Origin of the sequence: Streptomyces sp. NPDC050856, from assembly GCF_040653855.1 — a bacterium.
Lineage (GTDB): Bacteria > Actinomycetota > Actinomycetes > Streptomycetales > Streptomycetaceae > Streptomyces.
Window position 1 is genome coordinate 61,088 of the sequence record NZ_JBFAGV010000021.1, and the last position, 21,960, is coordinate 83,047.

The window sequence follows — 21,960 nt, forward strand, 5'->3', positions numbered from 1 at the left end:
CGCACCGGCCTGTCCCGGCCACCCGGCCCTCCCGCCCGGGGCCGCCCCCGCGACGCGGTATTGACATGATCATGAAGTCTCACCAGCCTGACGTCCGTCCACACCTGTGGCACCCAACAGCAAGGGGGGCTCATGAGACGCAGAGCGGGAGCGATCCTCGCCGCGGTTTCCGTGCTGGTGGCCGGGCTGGCGACACCGTCCGCCGCCGGAGCCGAGCGGAACGACGGCGCGGACGGCGACGACCGGTCCGCCCTGTCCGTATGGCGCGCGCACGTGACCAGGGAACAGGTACCACTGCTGCTCGAAGCCGGCACCGACGGCCACGAGCTGAGCGAACAGGTGCCCCCGAGGGGCGCGGCCACCGTCGAGCTGTACCTCACCGGCCGGCAGGCCGGTGAGCTGCGGGCCAAGGGCGTCCGCCTCACCGAGCACACCCTGCCGGCCACCGCCCGCGAACGGGTCGCCGCCGCCGGCGACGGCGTCTTCCGCCCGTACGGCGGGGCGGGCGGCCTCAAGGAGGAGATCCTGGCGACCGCCCGGGCCCATCCGGCCCTCACCAAGGTCGTCAGCATCGGCAGGAGCGTCAAGGGCCAGGACATCCTCGCCCTCAAGGTGACCAAGGGCGCCAGGAAGTCCCGGGACGGCAGCAAGCCCGCCACGCTGTACCTGTCCAACCAGCACGCCCGCGAGTGGATCACCCCCGAGATGACCCGGCGGCTGCTCCACCACTACCTCGCCGGCTACGGCAAGGACCCGCGCCTGACCCGGATCGTCGACACCACCGAACTGTGGTTCGTGCTCTCGGCCAATCCCGACGGCTACGACCACACCCACGCCGCCCCCGCCAACCGCCTCTGGCGCAAGAACCTGCGCGACAACGACGGCGACGGACGGATCGCCCCCGGCGACGGCGTCGACCTGAACCGCAACTTCTCCTACAAGTGGGGTTACGACAACGAGGGTTCGTCACCGGACCCGGCGAGCGAGACCTATCGCGGCACCGGCCCCATGTCCGAGCCCGAGACCAGGGCGCTGGACGCCTTCCAGCGCCGCATCGGCTTCCAGTACGGCGTCAACTACCACTCCGCCGCCCAGCTGATCCTGTACGGCGTGGGCTGGCAGGTCGCCACCGACACCCCGGACGACGTGGCCCTCAAGGCGCTCGCCGGCACGCCGGCCCAGCCCGCCGTGCCGGGCTACCGCCCGCAGGTGTCCTCCGAGCTCTACACCACCAACGGCGAGGCCGACGGACACGCGGCCAACGTCAACGGCATGCAGATGTTCACCCCGGAGATGTCGACCTGCGCCACCGCCTCCCGGGTGGACCCCGCCGACGCCTGGAATCCGGCCGACTGCGCCTCCATCTTCACCTTCCCCGACGACGAGAAGCTGATCCAGCAGGAGTTCGCCAAGAACGTCCCGTTCGCGCTCGCCGTCGCCGAGTCGGCCGCCCGCCCCGACCGGCCGGTGTCCCCGGTCGGCACGCCCGCGCCCGACTTCGTCCCGGACGCCTTCACCACCTCCTACGCGTACGACGGCGCCGACCAGGAGGTCTCCGTCACCGCCCGCAAGTCACTGCGCGACAAGGAGCTGAAGTACCGCGTCAACGGCGGCCGGACGCACGACCAGCGGCTCGAAGCCTGGCAGGGCGGCGAGACGTACGGCGGCGAGGACAACATCTACTACGACCAGTACCGGGCCCGGGTCCAGGACGGCGAACCGGGCGACACGGTCGAGGTCTGGTTCACCGCCCGCACCCGCGACGGCAGGCGCGTCGCCTCCACCCCCTTCACCTACACCATCGCGCCGCGCCCGCGCGGTGACGTCCTGGTGCTGGCCGAGGAGGGCGGCACCGCGCCCGCCCGGCACTCCGCCGCCTACCGCGAGGCGCTCGCCGGCAACGGCCGCCGGGCCGCCGTCTGGGACGTCGCCACCCAGGGCACGCCCCACCCGCTCGGGGTGCTCGGCCACTTCCGGACGGTCCTGTGGTACACCGGCGCGGAGCGGCCCGGCGGGCCCACCACGCTCGCCGTGCGCGACTACCTCAACGAGGGCGGCAAGCTGATCAACGCCGGTGAGCGGGCGGGCGGCCGGGTCGGCATCGGGCGGGCGGACTCCGACGACTTCGCCCAGTACTACCTCGGGGCGTACCGGCGCAGCGGGCTCTCCGCGCCGGCCGCCTTCGCCGGCGCCGGCCGCCTCACCGGCGTGAGGGCCCCGCTCGCCGCGGCGCCCGGCAATCCGCTGGACGACGCCGGCGCCTACACGGTCACCTCGCAGACCCTGCCGCCGGACCGGTTCCCCCGGTTCCGCAGCGCCCCGGCCGGTGACTATCCGGGCACGCGCACCCCGTTCGAGCCGTACGAGGGCTCCTCCTTCGCCGCCGCCGGGCACGCGGACAACGCCTGGATGCGGCTGACCCGCACCGTCGACCTGACCGGTGTGGCGGCGTCCGCCCGGCCCGCCCTGCGCTTCCGGCTCAGCCACGACACCGAACCCGGCTACGACCACGTGATCGTGGAAGCCCGCACCGCCGGAGGGGACGACTGGACGACCCTGCCCGACCTCGGCGGCAACACCTCCACCCAGGTGCCCGCCGACTGCGGCGAGGGCTTCTACCTGCGAGGCCACCCCTTCCTCGCCCGCTACCTCACCCTGGGCCCCGACGGCTGCGCCGCCACCGGCACCACCGGGAGCTGGCACGCGTTCACCGGTGCCTCCAACGGCTGGCGGAGCGCCGGCGTCGACCTGAGCGCCTACGCGGGCAAGCGGGTCGAGCTCTCCCTGTCGTACGTCACGGACTCGGGCACCGGCGGCACCGGCGCCTTCGTGGACGCCACCGAGCTGGTCGTCGGCGGCGCCGCCCGCGGCACCGAGGGCTTCGAGGTCTCGCTCGGCGACTGGTCCCTCCCCGGGCCGCCGCCCGGCAGCCCCGGCGGCCGGGGCGACTGGACGCGCTCGCCCGCGCTGTTCCACTCCAGCGCGGCCGTCACCACCCGTGACACCGTCCTGCTCGGCTTCGGACTGGAACACGTGCCCGGGTCCGCCGAGCGGACCCGCCTCCTCGGCGGGGCGCTCCGCGCGCTGCGGCGCTGACAGCCAGTAGCCGCGGATACGACGGCCCCCGGGGACCTACCCGCCGGTAGGCGGGAACCGGGGGCCCGACCCGGGTCGTACGGGTGCGCTCGATGTCACTCCGTGACCGCCGGGGAGGTAGGGTCGTAAGCGGTCGGGGACATCCCATACAACTCGCCGGCATCACAAACCGGCGTACCAACGAGGAGATCGGTTTCGTGACGATCCGCGTAGGCATCAACGGCTTTGGCCGCATCGGTCGTAACTACTTCCGCGCGCTGCTGGAGCAGGGTGCAGACATCGAGATCGTGGCTGTCAACGACCTGGGTGACACCGCGACCACCGCCCACCTGCTGAAGTACGACACCATCCTCGGCCGCCTCAAGGCCGAGGTGTCGCACACCGCCGACACCATCACCGTCGACGGCCACACCATCAAGGTGCTCTCCGAGCGCGACCCGGCCGACATCCCCTGGGGCGAGCTGGGCGTCGACATCGTCATCGAGTCGACCGGCATCTTCACCAAGAAGGCCGACGCCGAGAAGCACATCGCCGGTGGCGCCAAGAAGGTCCTCATCTCGGCTCCGGCCAGCGGCGAGGACATCACCATCGTGATGGGCGTCAACCAGGACAAGTACGACGCGGCCAACCACCACGTCATCTCCAACGCCTCCTGCACCACCAACTGCGTGGCGCCGATGGCCAAGGTCCTCGACGAGAACTTCGGCATCGTCAAGGGCATGATGACCACGGTCCACGCGTACACCAACGACCAGCGCATCCTGGACTTCCCGCACAAGGACATGCGCCGCGCCCGCGCCGCCGCGGAGAACATCATCCCGACCTCGACCGGTGCCGCCAAGGCCACCGCCCTGGTCCTCCCGCAGCTCAAGGGCAAGCTGGACGGCATCGCCATGCGCGTCCCGGTCCCCACCGGCTCGGTCACCGACCTGGTCCTGGAGCTGGACCGCGAGGTCACCAAGGACGAGGTCAACAACGCCTTCCAGAAGGCCGCCGAGGGTCAGCTCAAGGGCATCCTGGAGTACACCGAGGACCCGATCGTCTCCTCGGACATCGTCAACTGGCCGGCCTCCTGCACCTTCGACTCGCTGCTCACCATGGTCCAGGGCAAGCAGGTCAAGGTCGTCGGCTGGTATGACAACGAGTGGGGCTACTCCAACCGCCTCGTCGACCTGACCGTCTTCGTCGGCGGCCAGCTCTAAGCACCAAGGGCAGGCACCTCGATGTGAGCACAGGGCTCGGGCAGCGCGACGGCGCGCTGTACGAGCCCTGCGGCTTGCGTTGATCTTCCAAGGAGTCAGAAACACATGAAGACGATCGACGAACTTCTCCGCCAAGGGGTCGAGGGCAAGCGGGTATTCGTCCGCGCCGACCTCAACGTGCCGCTGGACGGCGACACCATCACCGACGACGGCCGCATCCGCGCCGTCCTGCCCACCGTCAAGGCGCTCCTGGACGCCGGTGCCAAGGTCGTCGTGGCCTCGCACCTGGGCCGCCCCAAGGGCGCCCCGGACCCCGCGTTCACCCTGCGCTTCGCCGCCGCGCGGCTGGGCGAGCTGCTCGGCAGGCCCGTCGCCTTCGCCGGCGACACCATCGGCTCCGAGGCCCACTCCGCCGTCGCCGGCCTGGAGAACGGCCAGGTCGCCGTCCTGGAGAACCTGCGCTTCAACGCCGGTGAGACGTCCAAGGACGACGCCGAGCGGGCCGAGTTCGCCGCCCGCCTGGCCGCCCTCGCGGACGTGTACGTCGGCGACGGCTTCGGCGCCGTGCACCGGGGGCACGCCTCCGTGTACGACCTGCCGCGCCTGCTGCCGGCCTACGCCGGCTACCTGATCGCCACCGAGGTCGGCGTCCTCAGGAAGCTCACCGACGACGTCAAGCGCCCCTACGTCGTCGTGCTCGGCGGCGCCAAGGTCTCCGACAAGCTGGGTGTCATCGACCACCTGCTGGAGAAGGCCGACCGCATCCTGATCGGCGGCGGCATGGCGTACACCTTCCTCAAGGCCAAGGGCCACGAGGTCGGCATCTCCCTCCTCCAGGAGGACCAGGTCCCGGCCTGCCTGGAGTACCTGGAGCGCGCCGAGAAGCGCGGTGTGGAGTTCGTCCTCCCGGTCGACGTCCTGGTCTCGGCCGACTTCCCGGACCTGAAGACGAAGGCGCCCGCCCACCCGCAGACCGTCGCCGCGGACGCCATCCCGGCCGACCAGGAGGGCCTGGACATCGGCCCGAAGACGCGCGAGCTGTACGCCTCGAAGCTCGCCGACGCCGGCACGGTGTTCTGGAACGGACCGATGGGGGTCTTCGAGCACCCCGACTACGCGGGCGGCACCAAGGCCGTGGCCCGGGCCCTGTTGGACTGCGACGGATTCACCGTCGTCGGCGGTGGCGACTCGGCCGCCGCCGTGCGCACCCTGGGCTTCGACGAGAACGCATTCGGACACATTTCGACCGGTGGCGGCGCCAGCCTCGAGTACCTCGAGGGCAAGACGCTTCCCGGCCTCGCCGCACTGGAGGACTGAGCCTTTTATGAGTACCCGCACCCCGCTGATGGCGGGCAACTGGAAGATGAACCTCAACCACCTCGAGGCCATCGCCCACGTCCAGAAGCTCGCCTTCGCGCTGAACGACAAGGACTACGACCACGTCGAGGTCGCGGTCCTGCCGCCCTTCACCGACCTGCGGTCGGTCCAGACCCTGGTCGACGGCGACAAGCTGAAGATCAAGTACGGCGCCCAGGACATCTCGGCGCACGAGTCCGGCGCGTACACCGGTGAGATCTCCGGCTCCATGCTCGCCAAGCTGAAGTGCACGTACGTGGCCGTCGGCCACAGCGAGCGCCGCCAGTACCACGGCGAGAGCGACGAGCTCTGCAACACCAAGGTCAAGGCCGCCTTCCAGCACGGGCTCACCCCGATCCTCTGCGTCGGCGAGGGCCTCGACGTCCGCAAGGCCGGCGAGCAGGTTCCCCACACGCTCGCCCAGCTCGACGGCGGCCTGAAGGACATCCCGGCCGAGCAGGCCGGGACGGTCGTGATCGCCTACGAGCCGGTGTGGGCCATCGGCACCGGCGAGGTCGCCACCCCCGAGGACGCGCAGGAGGTCTGCGGGGCGATCCGCGGCCGGCTCGCCGAGCTGTACTCCCAGGAACTGGCCGACAAGGTGCGCATCCAGTACGGCGGTTCCGTCAAGTCCTCCAACGTCGCCGCGATCATGGCGCAGCCGGACGTGGACGGCGCCCTGGTGGGCGGCGCGGCGCTGGACGCGGACGAGTTCGTCAAGATCGTTCGGTTCCGCGACCAGTGAGCTGACGGGCGGGGCCCGTGCCCGGGCGGGGAGCGGCCCGGCGGGCCGGCCACCGGTACGGGCCCCGGTCCGCCCCCCGGGGCGGACCGGCGGCCGAGAGTATGCGGTGGGGCGGATCCGTCGTACCCTTGCGGGGGCCGGGCAGGCTCGTGAAGAGCCGCCGGCCCCCGCCGTCCGTAGAAGTCCGAGAGATTTGCCAGGAAGAGGGACCAGCCGTGGTTATGGGGTTCTCGATCGCCCTGCTCGTCTTCAGCGCGCTGCTGATGCTGCTGGTGCTGATGCACAAGGGGAAGGGCGGCGGTCTCTCCGACATGTTCGGCGGCGGTATGCAGTCGTCCGTCGGTGGCTCGTCCGTCGCCGAGCGCAACCTGGACCGGATCACCGTGGTGGTCGGTCTGCTGTGGTTCGCCTGCATTGTCGTTCTCGCGCTGCTGGTGAAGCTGGACGGCTGAGCCATCGGTTCCGCGTCTCGGGAAGGGGTGTAACTCCAATCACTGGACGCGCGTTGGGCCTTACGTAGACTGGGGCATCTTCGAGCACCATCACGCAGGGAGTTACGACCGTGGCAAGTGGCAACGCGATCCGGGGAAGCCGGGTCGGAGCGGGGCCGATGGGGGAGGCCGAGCGGGGCGAATCCGCGCCGCGTCTCCGCATCTCCTTCTGGTGCTCCAACGGGCACGAGACGCAGCCGAGCTTCGCCAGTGACGCGCAGGTGCCGGACACCTGGGACTGTCCGCGGTGCGGTTTCCCGGCAGGCCAGGACCGGGACAACCCGCCGGACCCGCCGCGCACCGAGCCGTACAAGACGCATCTGGCGTATGTGCGGGAGCGGCGCAGCGACGCGGACGGTGAGGCGATCCTGGCCGAGGCGCTCGCGAAACTCCGCGGCGAGATCTGATCAGTTGAGGGGCCCTGCCCGCCTTGTGCGGGCAGGGCCCCTCGTCATGCGCGGGGGGCGCGCCGTTCGCCCGGCTGATCAATTAGGTTGGAGGGGCAGCGGGGCAAGCAGGCAGGTACGAGGAGAAGTGGGCTGATGTCCGAGAAGAAAGCAGAAAGCCGTACCAGGCTCAATCGGATGCCCGAGTGGACCGCGCTCGGCGAGCACCGTGAGCGACTGGGCGACACCCACCTGCGGGAGCTGTTCGACGCCGACCCCGGGCGGGGCGCCGCGTACACCCTGCGCGTCGGTGACCTGTATCTGGACTACTCCAAGCACCTGGTGACCGACGAGACGCTGGGGCTGCTGCGCGAGCTCGCCGCGGCCACCGGGGTGGTCGGACTGCGGGACGCGATGTTCCGCGGCGAGAGGATCAACACCACCGAGGACCGGGCCGTCCTCCACACCGCGCTGCGCGCCCCGCGCGACGCGGTGATCGAGGTCGACGGCGAGAACGTGGTCCCCGCGGTGCACGCGGTGCTCGACCGGATGGCCGCCTTCGCGGAGCGGATCCGCTCCGGCGAGTGGACCGGCCACACCGGCAGGCCGATCAAGAACGTGGTGAACATCGGCATCGGCGGTTCGGACCTGGGCCCGGCCATGGCGTACGAGGCGCTGCGCTCCTACACCCGGCGCGACCTGACCTTCCGGTTCGTCTCCAACGTCGACGGGGCCGACCTGCACGAGGCGATCCGCGACCTGGACGCGGCCGAGACGCTGTTCGTCATCGCCTCCAAGACCTTCACCACCATCGAGACGATCACCAACGCCACCTCCGCGCGCGACTGGCTGCTCACCGGGCTGAATGCCGGTCAGGAGGCCGTCGCCAAGCACTTCGTGGCGCTGTCGACCAATGCCGGGAAGGTCGAGGACTTCGGCATCGACACCGCCAACATGTTCGAGTTCTGGGACTGGGTCGGCGGCCGGTACTCGTTCGACTCCGCCATCGGCCTCTCCCTGATGATCGCCGTCGGACCCGACCGCTTCCGGGAGATGCTCGACGGCTTCCGCCTGGTCGACGAGCACTTCCGCACCGCGCCGCCCGAGGAGAACGCGCCGCTGCTGCTGGGTCTGCTGGGTGTCTGGTACGGCGCGTTCTTCGACGCGCAGTCCCACGCCGTGCTGCCCTACAGCCACTACCTGTCGAAGTTCACGGCGTACCTCCAGCAGCTCGACATGGAGTCCAACGGCAAGTCCGTCGACCGCGACGGCAGGCCGGTGGACTGGCAGACCGGACCGGTCGTGTGGGGCACCCCCGGCACCAACGGGCAGCACGCCTACTACCAGCTGATCCACCAGGGCACCAAGGTCGTCCCGGCCGACTTCATCGGCTTCGCCAAGCCGGTCGAGGACCTGCGGCCCGGCCTGGTCGCGCAGCACGACCTGCTGATGGCCAACTTCTTCGCCCAGACCCAGGCGCTGGCCTTCGGCAAGACGCCCGACGAGGTACGGGCCGAGGGCGTCCCGGAGGAGCTGGTGCCGCACAAGACCTTCCGCGGCAACCACCCCACCACCACCGTGCTGGCCGACGAACTGACCCCGTCCGTACTGGGGCAGCTCATCGCGCTGTACGAGCACAAGGTCTTCGTCCAGGGCGCGATCTGGAACATCGACTCCTTCGACCAGTGGGGCGTCGAGCTCGGCAAGGTGCTGGCCAAGCGGATCGAACCGGTGCTCACCGGCGGGGGGACCGGCGAGCGGCTGGACAGTTCGACCGCCGCGCTCGCCGACCGCTACCGCGCGCTGCGAGGTCGCTGAACCGATGACCACGGGGGAGAGCGCGGTACGGCTGCGACCGCCGCGTCACACGCTGAACGAGCGGGTCGTCGCCTGGTGGCGCACCCAGTGGCTGCTGCTGACCGCCGTGCCGGTGGCGGTCCTGGCCGTGCTGGCGGCGGTCATCCAGCCCGCCAGGACCTGGCTGCTGGTCCCGGCGGCGGTCCTGGCGGTGCTCGGGGCGGTCTGCGCCGCGTTCCTCCCCCGCTGGTGGTACACGGTCCACCGGTGGGAGGTCACGGACGACGCCGTCTACGTCCGCACCGGCTACCTCCGGCAGGAGTGGCGGATCGCGCCGATGTCCCGGATCCAGACCGTGGACACCGTGCGCGGCCCGCTGGAGCAGGCGTTCCGGCTCGCCACGGTCACCGTCACCACCGCCTCCGCCAAGGGCGCCGTCAGGATCGAGGGCCTCGACCACGAGCTGGCCGCCGAACTCGCCGAGCGGCTGACCCGCATCACCCGGGCCACACCCGGGGACGCGACATGACCGGGCCCGGCGGGCACCGGGACGGCTGGCTCCGGCTCGACCGGCGCACCCTGCTGGTCACCGCCCTGGCCATGGCCGGGGTGGCGGCCGGCGGCTCGGTGCCGGTCTTCCTCGGACTGGCCGGCGCGTTGCCCGCCCCCCGGGCGCTCGGCCTGGTGCTCGCCGGAGCGGTGCTGCTCGTCGCCGGGGCGGTGGGCGCCGACTACGTACGCTGGCGCCGCACCCGGTACCGCCTCGGAGCCGACCGGGCCGAGCTGCACACCGGGCTGTTCCTGGTGAAGCGCCGTTCGCTGGCCCGTGAGCGGATCCGCAGCGTCGATCTGACGGCGCATCCGCTGCTGCGCCTCCTCGGGCTGGTGAAGGTCCGCATCGGCACCGGTGAGCACACCGGCGGCGGCGAGTCCACGCTGGAGCTGGACCCGGTCACCCGGGCCGAGGGCGAGCGGCTGCGGCGTGAACTGCTCGACCGCGCCCGGGACCCCGGGCCCGGAAGCCACCCGGACGGGGAACTGGCCGCTCTCGACCCCGGCTGGATCCGGTACGCCCCGCTCTCCTTCGTCGCCCCCCTGCTGGGCGGCGCGGCGGCGGGCTCCGTGATGCAGGTCAGCGACTGGTTCGGTGCCCAGCGCCAGGTCATCGACTGGATGGGCGACCGGTTCGCGGACACGCCACTGGTGTGGACCGTGGTGGCACTCGCCGCCGCCGCCCTCCTCGCGGGCGTCGTCGGCTCCCTCGGCCTGTGGGTCGAGATGTGGTGGAACTACCGGCTGGAACGCGAGCCCGGCGGCACGCTCCGGGTCCGGCGGGGCCTGCTCACCTCCCGCTCCCTGTCCGTCGAGGAGCGGCGGCTGCGCGGGGTGGAGCTTGTCGAGCCGCTCGGCGTCCGGACGTGCCGCGCCGCCCGGGTCGACGCGATCGCCACCGGCATCACCGCCGGGAAGGACGACCGGCACGGCGACCACAGGACGCTGCTGCCGGCGGTGCCCCGAGCGCTGGCCGACGAGGTGGCGGCTCGGGTCCTGCGCGAGAGCGCCGCGCCCACCGGCGCGCCGCTCACCGGCCACCCGCGCGCGGCCCGTGCCCGGCGCCTGCGCTGGTCCCTGACGGCCGCGCTGGTGCCGGTGGTGGCCCTCGCCGTCCTCGGGGCCGTACTCACCGACGTCCTGCTGTACGTCGCCGGGGTCTGCGCGCTGGTACTGGTGCCGCTCGCGGTGGTCCTGGCTCTCGACGCGTACCGCGCCCTGGGGCACGGCATCACCGGCGGCTACCTGGTGACCCGCTCCGGCACGGTGCGGCGCACCACGGCCGCCCTCCAGCGGCCCGGGGTCATCGGCTGGACGGTGCGGCAGTCGTACTTCCAGCGCCGTGCCGGACTGCTCACGCTGACCGCGACGACGGCGGCCGGCTCCGGGGCGTATCACGTGTACGACGCCGGACAGAGCGAAGGGCTGGGGTTCGCGGCCGCGGCCGTCCCCGGCCTGCTGGAGCCGTTCCTGGAACGAAGCGAGCCGGGCGACGCGTGAGCCCCGGCCCGCGCGCCCGTAAGCCGGCCCAGGCGCCTTGCGCGGATGGACACCGCCGGCCCGAGCGGGCACGGCCGGTCCTGGTCGCCGCCCGGCCCGCGGCCGGCCGAGCGGCCCGCCCGGACGGCGAAGGGCCCGGTCCGCCCTGTCGGCGGAACCGGGCCCCGGCCCAGGTGGGCCGACGGACGCTCAGGCCGTGTCGGGCCGGCGCGGGCCGCGCGGCAGCCGGGAGGCGGCCGCCTCGTCCAGCAGCCACAGCGTCCGGGAGCGGCCGTGGGCACCGGCCGCGGGGGCCCGTACCTCGTCCGCGCCCGACAGGGCGACCGCCGCCGCCTCCGCCTTGTCCTCGCCCGCCGCCAGCAGCCACACCTCACGCGCCGCCCGGATGGCCGGGAGCGTCAGGGAGATCCTGGTCGGCGGCGGCTTGGGCGCACCGCGCACGCCGACGACCGCGCGCCCGGTCTCCCGTACCGCCGGCGACTCCGGGAAGAGGGAGGCGACATGCGTGTCCGGCCCGACGCCCAGCAGCAGGACGTCGAACGCGGGCACCAGGACATCGCCCGCCGTGCCCGGCCCGCCGTGCTCGCGCCGGGCCGCCCCGGCCAGTTCCTCCGCGTACGCCGCGGCCGCGGCGTCCACGTCCGTGCCGTGCGCCCCGCCCGCGGCCGGCATCGGATGCACCCGCGCCGGGTCGAGCGGGACGCTGTCGAGCAGCGCCGCGCGGGCCTGGGTGTCGTTGCGGTCCGGGTCGCCGTCCGGCAGGAACCGCTCGTCGCCCCACCACAGGTCCAGGCGCGACCAGTCGACCGCGTCCCGGGCCGGAGCCGAACCGAGCGCCGCGAGCAGGCCGTTGCCGTTGCGGCCGCCGGTGAGGACCACCGAGGCGGAGCCCCGGGCGGCCTGGGCGTCCACGACGGCCGTGATCAGCCGGGCCGCCGCGGCCTGCGCCATCAGCTCCTTGTCGCGGTGCACCACGAGCCGCGGCGCGACGCTCACTTGGTGGCCGCCTTCCTGGCCGCGGCCGACGCTTTCTTCGCGCCCGGGGCGGCCTTGCCCCCGGCCGGCGCGCCTTCGCCGGCGCCCTCACCGGCCGACGGGCCCGCCCCGGTGTTGTCCCCGGTGGTCCCGGTGGTCCCGGCCGTCTCGCCGCCGGCCCCGCCGGAGCCCTCGCGGGCCTGCTCGCCCAGCCGGTCGACCCCGTAGCGCAGCGCGGAAGCGTAGGTGTCGTCCGGGTCCAGCCGGCGTAGCTCCTCGGCGATCAGCTCGGAGGTCTCGCGGCGCTTGAGCGCCACCGCGCGGTCCGGCTGGCCCTCGATGGAGAGGGTGGCCAGAGAACCGTCCGCGCGGTCCAGGACGATGGGACCGGCGTCCGTCTCCAGCCGTACGGCGGTCAGCCCGGGCCCCTGCGACTGCGAGCGCTTCACCGGGATCTTCAGCCGGTCGGCCAGCCACATGGCCAGCAGCTCCACGCTGGGGTTGAACTCCTCGCCCTCCACCTCGGCCGCGTTGACCTCGCAGGCGACCTGGTCCAGAGCCGCCGCCAGCATCGAGCGCCAAGGGGTGATCCGGGTCCAGGACAGGTCCGTGTCACCCGGGGTGTACGCCTCGGCGCGCGCGGTCAGCTCCTTGACCGGGTGCTCCGCGTTGTACGTGTCGGTGACCCGGCGCTGGGCCAGCGCGCCCAGCGGGTCCTTGGCCGGGTCCAGCGGGGCGTTCACCGGCCACCAGACCACCACGGGGGCGTCCGGCAGCAGCAGCGGCAGGACCACCGACTGGGCGTGGTCGATGACCTCGCCGTACAGCCGCAGCACCACCGTCTCGCCGGTGCCCGCGTCGATACCCACCCGGACCTCGGCGTCCAGGCGCGCCTGGGCACGGTCCCGGGGGGAGCGCGAGACGCGCTTGATGACGACGAGCTTGCGCGAGGGGTGCTCGCGGGACGCCTCGTTGGCGGCCTTGAGGGCGTCGTAGGCGTTCTCCTCGTCGGTGACGATGACCAGGGTGAGCACCATGCCGACGGCCGGCGTTCCGATGGCCCGCCGTCCCTGCACCAGCGCCTTGTTGATCTTGCTCGACGTGGTGTCCGTAAGGTCGATCTTCATGGCCGGCGCCAGCTCCGTCCGTCTCGTGCGAGCATTTCGTCCGCCTCGACCGGACCCCAGGTCCCGGACTGGTACTGCGCGGGCTTGCCGTGCCGGTCCCAGTACTGCTCGATCGGGTCGAGGATCTTCCAGGACAGCTCGACCTCCTCGGTGCGCGGGAAGAGGTTGGAGTCACCGAGCAGGACGTCGAGGATGAGCCGCTCGTACGCCTCCGGGCTGGACTCCGTGAAGGACTCGCCGTACGCGAAGTCCATGGAGACGTCCCGCACCTCCATCGAGGTGCCCGGCACCTTGGAGCCGAACCGCATGGTCACGCCCTCGTCCGGCTGGACGCGGATGACCAGGGCGTTGTGGCCCAGCTCCTCCGTCGCCGTGTGGTCGAAGGGGGAGTGCGGGGCGCGCTGGAAGACGACCGCGATCTCGGTGACGCGGCGGCCCAGGCGCTTGCCGGTCCGCAGGTAGAAGGGGACGCCCGCCCAGCGGCGGTTGTCGATCGCCAGCTTGATCGCGGCGTAGGTGTCGGTCTTCGACCGGGGGTCGATGCCCTCTTCCTCCAGGTAGCCGACGGCCTTGGCGCCGCCCTGCCACCCGGCCGCGTACTGGCCGCGCACCGTGGACCTGCCCAGGTCCTTGGGCAGCCGTACCGCGCCCAGCACCTTGGTCTTCTCGGCGGCCAGCGCGTCGGCGTCGAAGGAGGCGGGTTCCTCCATCGCGGTCAGCGCGAGCAGCTGGAGCAGGTGGTTCTGGATGACGTCACGCGCGGCGCCGATGCCGTCGTAGTACCCGGCACGGCCGCCGATGCCGATGTCCTCGGCCATGGTGATCTGGACGTGGTCGACGTAGGACCGGTTCCAGATCGGCTCGAAGAGGGTGTTGGCGAAGCGCAGCGCCAGGATGTTCTGGACGGTCTCCTTGCCCAGGTAGTGGTCGATCCGGAAGACCTGGTCGGGCGCGAAGACCTCGTGGACGATCTCGTTGAGCTCCTTGGCGGAGGCCAGGTCGTGACCGAAGGGCTTCTCGATGACCGCGCGCCGCCAGGAACCGCCCGCCTGTTCGGCGAGCTGGTGCTTCTTCAGCTGCTGGACCACCACGGGGAAGAACTTGGGCGGTACGGAGAGGTAGAAGGCGAAGTTGCCACCGGTGCCCTGGGCCTGGTCGAGCTCCTCCATCGTCTTCTTCAGGGTCTCGAACGCCTCGTCGTCGTCGAAGTTGCCCTGGACGAAGCGCATGCCCTGGCTCAGCTGCTGCCAGACCTCCTCCCGGAACGGCGTACGGGCGTGCTGCTTGACCGCCTGGTAGACCTCGTCGGCGAAGTCCTCGTCGTGCCACTCGCGACGGGCGAAGCCGATCAGCGAGAAGCCCGGCGGCAGCAGACCGCGGTTGGCCAGGTCGTAGACAGCAGGCATCAGCTTTTTACGGGACAAATCGCCCGTGACGCCGAAGATCACCAGACCCGACGGCCCCGCGATGCGCGGGAGCCGTCGGTCAGCGGCGTCACGGAGCGGATTCGCTCCATGAACTGCGTTCAAGGTTTACGCCTCCGAAGGGGCGAGGCGCTTGAGCTCCGCCTCGGTCGACTTGAGCAGGTCGTTCCAGGACGCCTCGAACTTGTCGACGCCCTCGTCCTCGAGGAGCCGGACCACCTCGTCGTAGGAGATGCCCAGCCTCTCCAAGGCGTCCAGGTCGGCACGGGCCTGCTCGTAGGTGCCGGCGATGGTGTTGCCCCGGATGTCGCCGTGGTCGGCGGTGGCCTCCAGGGTGGCCTCCGGCATGGTGTTCACCGTGCCCGGGGCGACGAGGTCGTCGACGTACAGGGTGTCCTTGTACGCCGGGTCCTTCACACCGGTCGAAGCCCACAGCGGACGCTGCCGGTTGGCCTGCGCCTTGTCCAGCGCCGCCCAGCGGTCGGAGGAGAAGACCTCCTCGTACGCCTGGAACGCCAGCCGCGCGTTGGCGAGGGCCGCCTTGCCGCGCAGCGCCTTGGCCTCGTCGGTGCCCAGCGAGTCCAGCCGCTTGTCGATCTCGGTGTCCACCCGGGACACGAAGAAGGACGCCACGGAGTGGATCTTCGACAGGTCCAGGCCGCGCTCCTTGGCCTTCTCCAGGCCGGCCAGGTAGGCGTCCATGACCTTGCGGTAGCGCTCCAGCGAGAAGATCAGCGTGACGTTGACGCTGATGCCGAGGCCGATGACCTCGGTGATCGCCGGCAGGCCCGCCTCGGTGGCCGGGATCTTGATGAGCGTGTTCGGCCGGTCCACCAGCCACGCGAGCTGCTTGGCCTCGGCGACCGTCGCCCTGGTGTGGTGCGCCAGGCGCGGGTCGACCTCGATGGAGACCCGGCCGTCCTGGCCCTGGGTCGCGTCGTGGACCGGGCGCAGGATGTCGGCGGCGTCGCGGACGTCCGCCGTCGTGATCATGCGGATGGCTTCCTCGACGGTCACCTCACGGGCCGCCAGGTCCGACAGCTGCTGGTCGTAGCCGTCGCCCTGCGAGATGGCCTTCTGGAAGATCGAGGGGTTGGTGGTGACGCCCACGACGTGCTGCTGGTCGATCAGCTCGGCCAGGTTGCCGGAGGTGATCCGCTTGCGCGACAGGTCGTCCAGCCAGATCGCGACGCCTTCGTCGGAGAGGCGCTTGAGTGCGTCTGTCATGAGAATTGCATCTCCTACTAGTTCGGATACCGGCGTCAGCGCGCTGCGGCTTCGAGCGATTCCCGGGCGGCGGCGGCCACGTTCTCCGCCGTGAAGCCGTACTCCCGGAAGAGCACCTTGGCGTCCGCCGAGGCACCGAAGTGCTCCAGCGAGACGATGCGGCCCGCGTCACCCACGTACCGGTGCCAGGTCAGGCCGATCCCGGCCTCGACCGCGACCCGCGCCTTCACCGACGGCGGCAGCACGGCATCCCGGTACCCCTGGTCCTGCTCCTCGAACCACTCGACGCACGGCATCGAGACGACCCGGGTGGCCACGCCCTCCGCCTGGAGCCGCTCGCGGGCCTCCACGGCCAGGTGCACCTCGGAGCCGGTGGCGATCAGCACGACCTGCGGCTCGCCGCCCTCGGCCTCGGCCAGCACGTAACCACCGCGCGCGGTGTCCTCGTTGGGCTCGTACGTCGGAACGCCCTGGCGGGTCAGCGCCAGACCGTGCGGGGCGCCCTTGCCGAACTCCTTGGTCCAGCGGCGCAGGACCTCGCGCCAGGCGATGGCGGTCTCGTTGGCGTCGGCCGGGCGGACCACGTTCAGGCCCGGGATGGCGCGCAGCGAGGCCAGGTGCTCCACCGGCTGGTGGGTCGGGCCGTCCTCGCCCAGACCGATCGAGTCGTGCGTCCACACGTACGTCACCGGCAGGTGCATCAGGGCGGACAGCCGGACGGCGTTGCGCATGTAGTCGGAGAACACCAGGAAGGTGCCGCCGTAGATGCGGGTGTTGCCGTGCAGCGCGATGCCGTTCATCTCCGCGGCCATGGAGTGCTCGCGGATGCCGAAGTGGACGGTGCGGCCGTACGGGTCGGCCTCCGGCAGCGGGTTGCCCTTGGGCAGGAACGACGACGTCTTGTCGATGGTGGTGTTGTTGGACCCGGCCAGGTCGGCGGAGCCGCCCCACAGCTCGGGGATCACACCGCCCAGCGCCTGGAGGACCTTGCCGGAGGCGGCGCGGGTGGCGATCGCCTTGCCGGACTCGAAGACCGGGAGCTTCTCCTCCCAGCCGGCCGGCAGCTCGCCCGCGGCGATGCGGTCGAACTCGGCGGCGCGCCCGGGGTTGGCGTCGCGCCACTCCTGGAGGCTCTTCTCCCACTCGGCGCGGGCCTCGCGGCCGCGGTCGAGGGCGGCGCGGGTGTGCGCGATGACCTCGTCGGAGACCTCGAAGCTCTGCTCCGGGTCGAAGCCGAGGACCCGCTTGGTGGCCGCGACCTCCTCGTCGCCGAGCGCCGAGCCGTGCGCGGCCTCGGTGTTCTGCGCGTTGGGCGCGGGCCAGGCGATGATCGAGCGCATCGCGATGAACGAGGGGCGCTCGGTCTCGGCCTTGGCGGCCTGGATCGCCGCGAAGAGCGCCTCGGGGTCGAGGTCGCCGTTCTCCTTGGGCTCCACGCGCTGCACGTGCCAGCCGTACGCCTCGTACCGCTTGGTGACGTCCTCGGAGACGGCGGTCTCGGTGTCGCCCTCGATCGAGATGTGGTTGTCGTCCCACAGCAGCACCAGGTTGCCGAGCTTCTGGTGCCCGGCCATCGAGGACGCCTCCGCGGAGATGCCCTCCTGGAGGCAGCCGTCACCGGCGATGCAGTAGACGAAGTGGTCGAACGGCGAGGTGCCGGGCGCCGCCTCCGGGTCGAACAGGCCGCGCTCGTAGCGGGCGGCCATCGCCATGCCCACGGCGTTGGCCACACCCTGGCCCAGCGGGCCGGTCGTCGTCTCGACGCCGACCGTGTGGCCGTACTCCGGGTGGCCCGGGGTCTTCGAGCCCCAGGTGCGGAAGGCCTTCAGGTCGTCCAGCTCCAGGCCGAAGCCGGCCAGGTAGAGCTGGATGTACAGCGTCAGGGACGAGTGGCCCGCGGACAGCACGAAGCGGTCACGGCCCGTCCAGTCGGCGTCCGCCGGGTCGTGCCGCATCACCTTCTGGAAGAGGGTGTACGCGGCCGGGGCCAGGCTCATCGCCGTACCAGGATGGCCGTTGCCGACCTTCTGTACGGCGTCCGCGGCCAGGACACGGACGGTGTCAACGGCCCGCTGGTCCAATTCGGTCCACTCGAGGTCTGTGGTGGTCGGCTTGGTGCTCACCCTGAGTCAGGGCTCCTCTCCACATGTCGAATACCGGTGACGTAGATCCCACCGGCCGTTGTCGAGCCTACCCCCGTGGGAACGTGCATTTTTTCGAGTCATTCCAGAGTGCGGGCAGCGGTCGCTGTCCGCCTCCTGACTGGGCCGTCGCCCATTCACCATGTGTATACGGGGCCGCTCATCTGACCGCTCATTCGCGCCTCTTCCTTAGCTCAATCGAGCGGCAATCCGCCCTTTCACGCACCCGGTCCAACACGACCCACCCCACCGGAGGACGAGGTATGGGCAACGTCTACAGTGGCGTGGTACGCGCGAGTCTCGACCGGGCCCTCACCGTCCGGAGCGGCTCGCTGGGATGTCTCTGTCAGGGGTGTGCGTGACGGCCGTCGAATCCCGTCCGGCGGGTGTGGGTACCTCCCAGGCCCGAAGGGCTATGGGGGAGCTCGGGACGAGCGCGGGCAAGCGGCCGTTCGGGGCCCGTGTCAAGGCTTTCGTGGCGCTGACGAAGCCGCGGATCATCGAGCTGCTGCTGATCACCACGGTCCCGGTGATGTTCCTCGCCGAACAGGGCGTCCCCGACCTGTGGCTGGTGCTCGCCACCTGCCTGGGCGGCTACCTCTCCGCGGGCGGCGCGAACGCGCTGAACATGTACATCGACCGCGACATCGACGCCCTGATGGACCGCACCTCGCAGCGGCCCCTGGTCACCGGGATGGTCTCGCCCCGCGAGGGCCTGGTCTTCGGCCTCACCCTGGCCGTGGTCTCCACGCTCTGGTTCGGCCTGCTGGTCAACTGGCTGTCCGCCTGGCTGTCGCTGGGCGCGCTGCTCTTCTACGTCGTCGTCTACACGATGATCCTCAAGCGGCGTACCGCCCAGAACATCGTCTGGGGCGGTATCGCGGGCTGCATGCCGGTGCTGATCGGCTGGTCCGCCGTCACCGACTCGATGTCCTGGGCCGCCGTCATCCTCTTCCTCGTCATCTTCTTCTGGACTCCGCCGCACTACTGGCCGCTGTCGATGAAGGTGAAGGAGGACTACGCGCGGGTGGGCGTGCCCATGCTCCCGGTCGTCGCCTCCAACAAGGTCGTGGCCCGCCAGATCGTCCTCTACAGCTGGGTCATGGTCGCCGTCTCGCTGCTGCTGACGCCGCTCGGCTACACCGGCTGGTTCTACACCTCGGTGGCGCTGGCGACCGGCGGCTGGTGGCTGTGGGAGGCGCACGGGCTGCAGAACCGGGCCAAGGCGGGCGAGACCGGCGGCAAGCTCAAGGAGATGCGGCTGTTCCACTGGTCCATCACCTATGTCTCCCTGCTGTTCGTCGCCGTGGCGGTGGACCCCTTCCTGCGCTAGCGGCCCCCCGGCCCCGCCGACGGGCGGACCACGTGGTCAAGGCCACGTGGCCCGCCCGTCGCCAGTTCGATCTACCCGCGAGTAGCATCCTGTTCCATGGCAGAGACCGCACAGAGCGTTGAGACCAGCGAGCAGGACGCCGGGCAGGACGCCCGCGCCGAGCGCAAGGCCGCCCGGCTCGCCAAGCAGATCCAGGCGTTCGCCGGGGAGCACGGCGGCGCCGAGGGGCAGCTCGCCCACCTCGGGCAGATGGGCACCCGGATCGTCCTCGTCGGCGAGGACGGCGGCTGGGGCGACCTCGTCGCGCCCACGCACCAGGTCGCGCGGCGCGCCGCCGACCTGGCCGGGATCACCCTGCACGAGAACTTCGACGGCGAGTTCGCGGCGAAGGTGCGCACCGGCCCGTACGAGTGGAGCCGGATGGCCGGCATCCAGGTCGGCGGCCCGTCCAACGACCGGACCGACTGAGGCAACACCTCGCGCCGGGTTCGCCCGTTGGGACCGGTGGAAGCAGCCGTCCACCGCGTCCCGCAGGGAGCCCTCGTGATGATCGACACCCCGACGCTGGTGGACCAGTACTGCCACGGGGTGCTCCGCACCGAGCTGGGTCTCGGCACGTTCGAGGCGCGCCTGGGCCCCGGCGCCGGGCCGCCCGCGCCCGGCACCACCTTCTTCGACACCCAGACCGGGTTCGCGGTACGGCGCTGGTGCCCGCCGCTGCTCGGTCTGGAGCCGCACTGCCCGCCCGCCCACTACCTGGCCCGAAGACGGGAGCTCGGCGTCCTGGAGACGGGCCGGCGGCTGCTGAGGGCCACCGGGATCGACACCTATCTGGTGGACACCGGGCTGCCCGGCGACCTGACCGGGCCGGTGGAGATGGCCGCGGCCGGCGCGGCCGAGGCCCATGAGGTCGTCCGCCTGGAACCGCTGGCCCAGCAGGTCGCCGACACCTCCGGCACCGTGGACGCCCTGCTCGCCAACCTCGCCGAGGCGGTCCACGCAGCGGCCGGCTCCGCCGTCGCCTTCGCCTCGGCCGCCGGGGTGCGCCCCGCCCTGGCCCTGACGCCCGAGCCGCCCGGGCCCGGTGAGGTGCGGGGCGCCGCGGGCCGCTGGCTGGCCGGGCGGCGGGCCGGCGACGAACTCACCGACCCGGTGCTGCTGCGGCACCTGCTGTGGATCGCGGTGTCCTCGGGACGGCCGCTCCAGCTCCACGTCGGCGTGGCCGGCCCCGTACCGCTCGCCGCCTTCGCCGAGGCCACCGCCGGACTGGGCACCGACCTGGTGCTCCTGCACGGCTACCCGTACCACCGGCAGGTCGCGTACCTGGCGGCCGTCCACCCGCATGTGTACGCCGACCTCCTGGGTAACGCCCTGGCGCGGACCGGGGCGCGGGCGGCGGCCGTACTGGCCGAGACCCTGGAGCTCGCGCCGTTCGGGAAGCTGATGTTCTCCAGCGGCGGGGGGACGCTGCCCGAGCTGCACCTGGTCGGCGCCCGGGTCTTCCGGGAGGGGCTGGGCCGGGTGCTGGCCGACTGGGCCGGCGACGGGGCCTGGTCGCGCCGGGACGCGGAGCGGGTCGCCGGCATGATCGCCTCGGGCAACGCCCGGCGCGTCTACGGGCTCAGGCGGTCGTGAGCGCCCCGTCCGGCCGGACGGGTGCCTCGTCGGCGGCCCGGGCGGCCGGACGCTCGCGCAGGGACAGTGCCAGGCGCAGCACCGCGATCCACATCAGCGCCGAGCCGAGCATGTGCAGGCCCACCAGTACCTCGGGGACCCCGGTGAAGAACTGCACGTAACCGATGCCGCCCTGGGCCACCAGTACCAGCAGCAGGTCCCGGGCGCGGGCCCGGGTGTCGCGGGGGGCGTCCACCACCCGCAGCACGAAGAACATGGCCAGCGCGAGCGCGCACACCACCCACGCGAAGAGCGCGTGGACCTGGGCGACGGACGTGTAGTCGAACGGCATGCGCGGCACGTCGCTGCTGTCGCCGGCGTGCTTGCCGGAGCCCGTCACGGTCGTACCGGCCGCCACCAGCAGTCCGGCCACCACCACCAGTGTCCAGCCGAGCTTGCGCACCGGTCCCGGCACCCGCGGGCGCGCCGGGCCGTCGCCCTCACCGGCGCGTACCCAGGTGATCACGGTCACCGTGAGCAGGGCGTTGGCGGCGAGGAAGTGGACGGCCACCGTCCACGGGTTGAGCTCCAGCCGCACGGTGATGCCGCCGATCACCGCGTTGAGCACCACGATCCAGAACTGCAGCCAGCCCAGACGGCTCAACCGCCGCCGCCACGGCTTGGCGGCACGGGCCGCGACGATCACCCAGCCCACCGCCGCGGACACCACGTACGTCAGCATCCGGTTGCCGAACTCGATCGCGCCGTGGACACCCTGCTCGGAGGTGGTGAACAGGCTGTCGTCCGTGCACTTGGGCCAGGTGTCGCAGCCGAGGCCGGAACCTGTCAGCCGGACGGCGCCACCGGTCACGATGATCACGACGGTCATGACGACGGCGGAGAGCGCGGCGCGCCGGAGCGTCCTGGGGGAGGGCGTCCAGCGCCGGGCGATGTGGGCGAGGGGGGTCAACACGCGCTCCATGGTAGGCGGGCG

18 protein-coding genes are annotated in these 21,960 nt (G+C 71.8%); 12 read left to right on the plus strand and 6 right to left on the minus strand.

The genetic code is table 11. The annotated features are described in order from the left end of the window. Positions 1-132: 132 nt before the first annotated feature. From AB0H53_RS19650 to AB0H53_RS19690, 9 genes are all read left to right on the plus strand, one after another. Positions 133-3,096, plus strand: a complete 2,964-nt coding sequence (locus AB0H53_RS19650) for a M14 family zinc carboxypeptidase (RefSeq protein ID WP_362114550.1) — start codon at positions 133-135, stop codon at positions 3,094-3,096. A gap of 197 nt (positions 3,097-3,293) precedes the next feature. Next, a complete protein-coding gene (gap, locus tag AB0H53_RS19655; RefSeq protein WP_362114553.1) occupies positions 3,294-4,298 on the plus strand; it encodes a type I glyceraldehyde-3-phosphate dehydrogenase in 1,005 nt (334 codons plus the stop codon). A gap of 105 nt (positions 4,299-4,403) precedes the next feature. Beyond that, positions 4,404-5,615: a phosphoglycerate kinase gene (locus AB0H53_RS19660; RefSeq protein ID WP_362114556.1), complete on the plus strand. Its 1,212-nt coding sequence runs from the start codon at positions 4,404-4,406 to the stop codon at positions 5,613-5,615. 7 nt (positions 5,616-5,622) lie between these two features. Then, on the plus strand, positions 5,623-6,399 hold the full coding sequence (gene tpiA / locus AB0H53_RS19665; RefSeq protein WP_362114559.1) for a triose-phosphate isomerase: 777 nt from the start codon (positions 5,623-5,625) through the stop codon (positions 6,397-6,399). 221 nt (positions 6,400-6,620) lie between these two features. After that, a complete protein-coding gene (secG, locus tag AB0H53_RS19670) occupies positions 6,621-6,851 on the plus strand; it encodes a preprotein translocase subunit SecG (RefSeq protein WP_362114562.1) in 231 nt (76 codons plus the stop codon). 110 nt (positions 6,852-6,961) lie between these two features. Continuing rightward, positions 6,962-7,297, plus strand: a complete 336-nt coding sequence (locus AB0H53_RS19675) for an RNA polymerase-binding protein RbpA (RefSeq protein WP_003957010.1) — start codon at positions 6,962-6,964, stop codon at positions 7,295-7,297. A gap of 135 nt (positions 7,298-7,432) precedes the next feature. Then, positions 7,433-9,094, plus strand: coding sequence for a glucose-6-phosphate isomerase (gene pgi, locus AB0H53_RS19680; protein ID WP_362114565.1), 1,662 nt, complete (start codon positions 7,433-7,435; stop codon positions 9,092-9,094). 4 nt (positions 9,095-9,098) lie between these two features. Next, the gene (locus tag AB0H53_RS19685; protein ID WP_362114568.1) at positions 9,099-9,602 is read left to right on the plus strand and encodes a PH domain-containing protein; all 504 of its coding nucleotides are present in this window, start codon (positions 9,099-9,101) and stop codon (positions 9,600-9,602) included. Beyond that, positions 9,599-11,125 (plus strand): PH domain-containing protein, encoded by a 1,527-nt coding sequence (locus AB0H53_RS19690; protein ID WP_362114571.1) that lies wholly within the window; start codon positions 9,599-9,601, stop codon positions 11,123-11,125. The genes AB0H53_RS19685 and AB0H53_RS19690 overlap by 4 nt, the downstream gene beginning before the upstream one ends. Before the next feature lie 189 nt (positions 11,126-11,314). Here the strand turns inward: AB0H53_RS19690 and pgl are convergent, their stop codons facing one another. The 5 genes from pgl to tkt are packed head-to-tail and all read right to left on the minus strand — an operon-like array spanning position 11,315 to position 18,001. Continuing rightward, positions 11,315-12,121, minus strand: coding sequence for a 6-phosphogluconolactonase (gene pgl, locus AB0H53_RS19695; protein ID WP_362114574.1), 807 nt, complete (start codon positions 12,119-12,121; stop codon positions 11,315-11,317). After that, on the minus strand, positions 12,118-13,227 hold the full coding sequence (gene opcA / locus AB0H53_RS19700) for a glucose-6-phosphate dehydrogenase assembly protein OpcA (RefSeq protein WP_362114577.1): 1,110 nt from the start codon (positions 13,225-13,227) through the stop codon (positions 12,118-12,120). The genes pgl and opcA overlap by 4 nt, the downstream gene beginning before the upstream one ends. Further along, positions 13,224-14,756, minus strand: coding sequence for a glucose-6-phosphate dehydrogenase (gene zwf, locus AB0H53_RS19705; protein ID WP_362114580.1), 1,533 nt, complete (start codon positions 14,754-14,756; stop codon positions 13,224-13,226). The genes opcA and zwf overlap by 4 nt, the downstream gene beginning before the upstream one ends. Positions 14,757-14,759: 3 nt before the next feature. Then, entirely contained in the window at positions 14,760-15,878 is a 1,119-nt protein-coding gene (tal, locus tag AB0H53_RS19710) for a transaldolase (protein WP_362114583.1), read from the minus strand. A gap of 35 nt (positions 15,879-15,913) precedes the next feature. After that, positions 15,914-18,001, minus strand: coding sequence for a transketolase (tkt, locus tag AB0H53_RS19715; protein WP_362114586.1), 2,088 nt, complete (start codon positions 17,999-18,001; stop codon positions 15,914-15,916). A gap of 433 nt (positions 18,002-18,434) precedes the next feature. Here tkt and AB0H53_RS19720 point away from each other — a divergent pair, with 433 nt between their 5' ends. The 3 genes from AB0H53_RS19720 (at position 18,435) to AB0H53_RS19730 (ending at position 20,987) form a co-directional block, all read left to right on the plus strand. Continuing rightward, positions 18,435-19,352, plus strand: coding sequence for a heme o synthase (locus AB0H53_RS19720; RefSeq protein ID WP_362114588.1), 918 nt, complete (start codon positions 18,435-18,437; stop codon positions 19,350-19,352). A gap of 96 nt (positions 19,353-19,448) precedes the next feature. Then, positions 19,449-19,820: a hypothetical protein gene (locus AB0H53_RS19725; RefSeq protein WP_362114591.1), complete on the plus strand. Its 372-nt coding sequence runs from the start codon at positions 19,449-19,451 to the stop codon at positions 19,818-19,820. A gap of 78 nt (positions 19,821-19,898) precedes the next feature. Further along, entirely contained in the window at positions 19,899-20,987 is a 1,089-nt protein-coding gene (locus AB0H53_RS19730) for an amidohydrolase family protein (protein WP_362114594.1), read from the plus strand. Here the strand turns inward: AB0H53_RS19730 and AB0H53_RS19735 are convergent. After that, complete coding sequence (locus tag AB0H53_RS19735; RefSeq protein ID WP_362114597.1) at positions 20,974-21,948, minus strand: COX15/CtaA family protein; 975 nt, start codon at positions 21,946-21,948, stop codon at positions 20,974-20,976. The two genes, AB0H53_RS19730 and AB0H53_RS19735, sit on opposite strands and share 14 nt — an antisense overlap. Between the last annotated feature and the right edge of the window lie 12 nt (positions 21,949-21,960).